The 5689-nt window shown below is 74.2% G+C and carries 3 protein-coding genes; 1 reads left to right on the forward strand and 2 read right to left on the reverse strand.

The window, feature by feature from the left end; all coding sequences use genetic code 11:
* Positions 1-115: 115 nt before the first annotated feature.
* Entirely contained in the window at positions 116-2275 is a 2160-nt protein-coding gene (locus ABT085_RS43060) for a PP2C family protein-serine/threonine phosphatase (RefSeq protein ID WP_351621671.1), read from the reverse strand.
* A gap of 227 nt (positions 2276-2502) precedes the next feature.
* Between ABT085_RS43060 and ABT085_RS43065 the strand changes: the two genes are divergently transcribed.
* On the forward strand, positions 2503-4959 hold the full coding sequence (locus ABT085_RS43065; protein WP_351621674.1) for a SpoIIE family protein phosphatase: 2457 nt from the start codon (positions 2503-2505) through the stop codon (positions 4957-4959).
* Between the two features lie 232 nt (positions 4960-5191).
* Here ABT085_RS43065 and ABT085_RS43070 read toward each other — a convergent pair.
* On the reverse strand, positions 5192-5689 hold a 498-nt coding region (locus ABT085_RS43070), incomplete at its 5' end, for a hypothetical protein (protein ID WP_351621677.1).

The raw sequence follows: 5689 nt of genomic DNA on the forward strand, positions 1-5689 counted from the left end.
CCAGCGGTACCGGCCGGCGGTGGATAGGTCCGGCGCTCCTGCGTGAGGGCCGGACCGTCCCTCGTCCGCGGCCGCCTGCGCGACGCCCTCTGGTGGCAGCCCGCTCTCCCGCCGCCTACGGCCCGGCCGCCGGTGGCCGCTCGCTCGCCCGCAGCAGCAGAAGCGCCACGTCGTCGGTCCGGTCCTCGGGGGCCGCGTAGTTGCGTACGAGGTCCTCGGCGACCGCGTCGAGCGGCTGGTCCCCGATCAGCGACAGACGCGCGCCCAGATCGGCGAGGGCGTCCTCGATGTCGACGCCGGGCGACTCGATCAGACCGTCGGTGTACAGGGCCAGGAGACAGCCGGGACCGAGGTCGACCTCCGTCGTCGCGTACGTCACGGAGGCGTCGATGCCGAGCAGCGGGCCGCCCGCCAGATCCAGCACCCGCACCCGCCCGTCCGGCCGGCGCAGCAGCGGCGGCGGGTGCCCCGCGCGGGACATCACCGCCCGCCCCCGCTCCGGGTCCAGCCGCAGGTACAGACAGCTGGCGAACAGCTCGGAGCCCAGGTCGATCAGCATCCGGTTGGTGCCGCGCATGACCTCCTCCGGCGGCTGGCCCACGGCCGTGTACGCGCGTACCGCGGTACGGACCTGTCCCATCAGCCCCGCCGCCGTCACGTTGTGCCCCTGCACGTCCCCGATCACCGCCGCCGCCAGCGGCTGCGCGTCCACCAGATCGTAGAAGTCGCCGCCGATCTCCATGCCCTGGGTGGCGGGCAGATAGCGCGCGGCCGCCTCGATACCGGCGACGGACGGCAGCGAGCGCGGCAGCAGCGCGTCCTGGAGCCCGTGCGCGAGCTGGTGCTTGGCGTCGTAGCGAAGGGCCCGCTCCAGGGCCTGCGCGATCAGCGCGCTCAGACTGGTCAGCACCGCCCGTTCGTCCGCGGGGAAGGGGTGCGGTTCGGCGTAGGCGAGCACACAGGTGCCCACCGGCCGGCCGGAGGCGATCAGCGGCAGGTACGCCCAGGCCGCGAATCCGTCGGGGGTCGCCCGCCGGACCGGGTACAGATGCTCCAGCTGCTCCCGGGACTCGAAGAACGCCGGCAGGCCGGTGCGCAGGGCGTGCGCGCCCGGTGTCGGCGCGGTCAGCGGGATGCCGTCGAAGCGTTCCACGACGTGCGCGTCCGGATAGCCCCGGTGCCCCAGCACATGGAGCCGGCCCGCCCGCGCGCCCAGCAGCATCAGGGCCCGGCTGCCCACCGACGGAGCGATCTCGTCGGCGACCAGCTGCACCACGTCCTGCACGCCCGCCGCCTCGGTGAGCGCGCCGGCCAGGCTCAGCATCTGCGAGAGGGTGACCAGGCGCGACGCCCCGTCCCTGGGCCGGGGACCGGCCCGGCTCATCTCCGCCACCGCGCGCGCCCTGCTGATGCGCACGCTCAGCCCGGTCGTGCTGGGGTACAGGCGGAACGCCAGCCAGGTCCCCGGCGGCCGCAGCGCCACGAAGGAGGTGGGGTGCTGGCTGAGCAGCGCGGCCCGGTAGCGGTCCTCGTAGACCGGGTCGTTGAGCCAGGCCACGGTGGCCCACAGATGGGTGCCGAGGAGTTCACTGACCGGGACGTCGAGCAGGTCGGCCGCCGCCGCGTTCGCGAAGCCGATCCGGCCGTTCAGATCGAGCGAGCACAGCCCGTACGGCAGTCGTGCCACCATGCGCGCCGCCTCCATCGTGCCCAGCACGTCGGCCGCGCCGGGCGCCGTGGACGGCGCGAGCAGCTCGGGCTCCGCACCCAGCGGGCGGCTCTCCTCGGCGGCGCGCTCCAGGCGCAGCGCGAGCCGCTCGCAGGCCGCCGTCAGATGGGTGCGCTCGTAGTCGGACAGACGTCCGGGGTGTGAGCCGGGCCAGGTCACGTACAGGGCGCCGTACACCGTGGTCGCGGTCGCCACCGGCAGCGCGGCCAGCGCGAAGGGGTAGGGCAGGACCACCGAGATCCGCGGATAGCGGCGGGCCATCTCCTGCTCGCTGCCTACCCAGACCAGCCGCCGTTCGCGCGCCGCCTCCGCGACGGGGATCGGCGCGTTCAGCCCGACCCGCTGCCAGGGCGCCGCGAACGCCCGCGGCAGGCCCGCCGTCACCACCATCTCCAGCACGGGTTCGTCGGGCGTGCGCAGGTACACCGCGCCGGAGTGCGCGTGGACGTCGTCCATCAGTGCCGTCAGCGCGAGTGAGAGCTGGGGGCGGCCGACCGGCGTCCGGGCGGCGGCCGGTGCCTGCTCGGATCTCTGCCCGTCGGACATGGCGACCACCTCCTGGGGCCGCGAGGGGTCCCAGGGACCAAATCTCCCCCTTGTACGCCGGAGGCGCACGGTGAACGGCCGTCACGAGATCACGATGCCGCAGACAGGCGTAAAGATGTGTTCGATACTTTCCGAACGGGCGGATTTCCCCGACGGACGGCGGTCCTGAGCTCCCCGGGCGGTCACAGGGGCTGCGCAGGGGCCAGATACGCGCTGTAATTACGGACGTGGTCAGTGTGGGCGATGCGGGACGCGGAACGCGATCGTTGCGTGCCGAACTTGCCCTCAAATCGATCGCCGCGGACCTCGACGCGCCGGTTCGGATGCACCACGCGCTCGAACAGGTGCTGGTGTTCGCGGGCGCGGCGCTGGCCGTCGTCTACGCGCCGAGCGGTGACGACGACAGTCTGCTCTGCCTGGTGGACTCGGCCGGTGTGCCGCGGACGCTGTACGGGCTGCGCGAGAGCTACCACGTGTCCGGCCGCTCCCCGGCCGCCTGCGCCCACCGCACCGGGCGGCCCGTGTGGCTCGGCCCCGCGGAGCTCGCCGAGTGCCCCGAGTTCCGGTTCACGCCCTCGCCGGGCGTCCCCGACTTCTTCGTGGCGGCGCTGCCCGTGCCCGGCGGCTCCGGAGGATGCCTGCTGGCCGTCAGCGAACGCCCCGGCGGCTTCGGCGCCGACGAACGCGAGTGTCTGGCGCTGATCACCGACGCCGTCACCGCTCCCGCCCGGGCCGGGACACCGGTGGGGGAGGAGCTCGCGTCGCACGCGTTCAGCCTCGCCATGGACACCGGCCGGGTGGAGGTGGACGACGGACTCCTGGAGGTCTTCGGGCTGTCCCGGGACGGATTCGACGGCAAGGTCGAGACCCTGCTGGGGCGCACCGTCCCCGAGGACCTGCCCTCGCTGATGTCGGTGGTGGAGGTCGACCACCTGTCCATCGGCGACCGCGAACTGGAGTTCCGCGTCGTGCAGCCCGCGGGCCCGCCGAGGTGGCTCCGGCTGCGCGGCCGCCTGTTGCCGGGCGGCGAGGGCCGCCCGCCGCGGCTCGTGGGCACCGTGGAGGACGCCTCAGGACCGGGCACCGAGGTCAGCGACGTGACCCGGGTGCAGCGTCTGGCGGCCGCGCTCGCCACCGCCGGCACCGTCCGCGACGTCAGCCAGGCCGTGGTCACCGCCCTGCGCAAGCCGCTGCGGGCCGACCGGATCGCGCTCGCCGAACTGGAGGGCGACCGGCTCGTCGTCACCGTCCTGGACCCGCCCGCCCAGGAGGCCTGGCCCGAGGTGTGGCGCCAGGAGTGGCGCACCGAATGGCCCGAGGCGCCGGTGCGGACCATGCCCACCCTCGCCGCCGCGCTGCGCGAGGGCCGCGCCCAGATCTGGCCCGTCGGCGCCGACCTCGAACCCGCCCTCGCCGAGGTCGGTCCCGGCGGCCTGGCCGTCCTGCCGCTGATCGCCGGCGGCCGGACGGCGGGCGCCTGCCTGATCGGCTGGGAGGCACCGCACGACTTCGGCCCCGACGAACGCACCCTGCTCACCGCCTCCGCCGGACTCGTCGGCCAGGCCCTGATGCGCGCGCACGCCTTCGACGCTGAGCACGAGCTGATCGGCATGCTCCAGCGCCAGCTGCTGCCGCGCCGGCTGCCGAAGCTGCCCGGCGGGGTCGCCGTCGCCCGCTACCTGCCCACCACCGCAGGACTGGAGCTCGGCGGCGACTGGTACGACGTGATCCCCCTGACCGACAACCACGTCGCCCTCGTCATCGGCGACGTCCAGGGCCACAACGCGGGCGCGGCCACCCTGATGGGCCAGATGCGCACGGCCCTGCGCGCGTACGCCGCCGAGGGGCACACCCCGGACGTGGTGGTCTCGCATGCCAACCGGCTGCTGATGGACATGGAGACGGACCTCTTCGCCACCTGCTGCTATGTCGACGTCGACATGGAGGAGGGCTCCGCCTGGTGTGTGCGTGCCGGGCATCTGCCGCCGGTGCTGCTGCACCCGGACGGCAGCACGGAGATCGCGGAGGCCGAGGGCGGCCCGCCGCTCGGCGTGGTGGCCCAGGCCGACTTCCCGATGACACCGCTGCGGCTCCAGCCCGGCACCCTGCTCGCCCTGACCACCGACGGCCTCGTGGAGTCGCCCGAGTCCGACATCGACACGGGCATGGCCGGCTTCGCCCGCGAGCTGTCCGGCTCCGACCCGGCCGACCTCGGCCTGGTCGCCGACGCGCTGCTCGGCAACGCCCGCCGCAGCGACGACATCGCCCTGCTCCTCATGCGCTACGACGGCATGGCCGTGCGCCCGCTGCGCGAGAGCTGGACGGTCTGGCGCGTCCCCGAGGCGGTCCGGCACGCCCGCCGCTTCACCCGGCGCACCCTGCGCACCTGGGGTGTGTCCGAGGCCGGCATGGACACCATCCTGCTGGTGGTCTCCGAGCTCGTCACCAACGCCATGGTCCACACCGACGGCCGGGTCCGCCTCGACCTCACGCTCGTCAACCACCGTATGCGGGTCGGGGTCTTCGACACCTCGCCCCGCGCACCCATGAAACCCACCAGCATCGGCTGGGAGGCCACCGGCGGCCGGGGCATCCTGCTCGTCGAGGCCATGTCCGAGTCCTGGGGCACGGTGCCCGTCAGCGGCGGCAAGCAGGTGTGGTGCGAGCTCGTGCTGCCCGAGTGAGCGGGGTGGGCGCGGCGGGCACGGGAACGGCGCGCACGGCGGTCCGGCGGGGTGGGGACGCCCCGGCGGACCGGTCGGTTCGGGGGAACGGCCACGCCCCGCATGTACCTGGCGCGCACGGCGTCGGGCGCGCGGGGTGCACACGGGGCGTGGCTGTCGGAGAATGGTGCGTAAGGGGATCCCGGCCCGATTCCGACGGGCCGGGGCTCCTCAGTACGCGACCTGCGGCGTTCTAGTAGTCGTCGCCGCCGTAGCCGCCGTCGCCACCGCCGTAGCCGCCACCACCGTAGCCGCCACCGCCGTAGCCGCCGCCGTAGCCGTAGTCGCGGACCACCCGGAAGCTGGCCACGACGCCGTGGTCGACGTGGATGCCCCGGACGTGGCCCGGGTGCACGCCGGCGGCGGAGCTGCGCGGGCCGACGGTGGCGATGGGAGCGCCGTTGTCGCAGACCGCGCCACGGAAGACCTGGACGGTCCGGCGGGTGTCGTTGTTGATGTTCAGGCTCCGGGCGCCCAGGCCGCTGACGACGGTGATGCAGTCGCCGGGGTGGGCGAAGTAGGACCGCTCGTTGATCTCGATGCGGCCCTCGTAGTACCGGTGGCCGCCTCCGCCTCGACCTCCCTCGTTGCCCTTGCCCTCGTTGCCCTTGCCGTTGTTGTTGCCGCCGTTGCCACCGTCGGCTACGGCGGCGGCGACGGCCGGCGCCTGCTGAAGCGCCGGAGTGGAAGC

Origin of the sequence: Streptomyces sp. NPDC002265 (assembly GCF_040296125.1) — a bacterium.
In the GTDB taxonomy this organism is placed as follows: domain Bacteria; phylum Actinomycetota; class Actinomycetes; order Streptomycetales; family Streptomycetaceae; genus Streptomyces.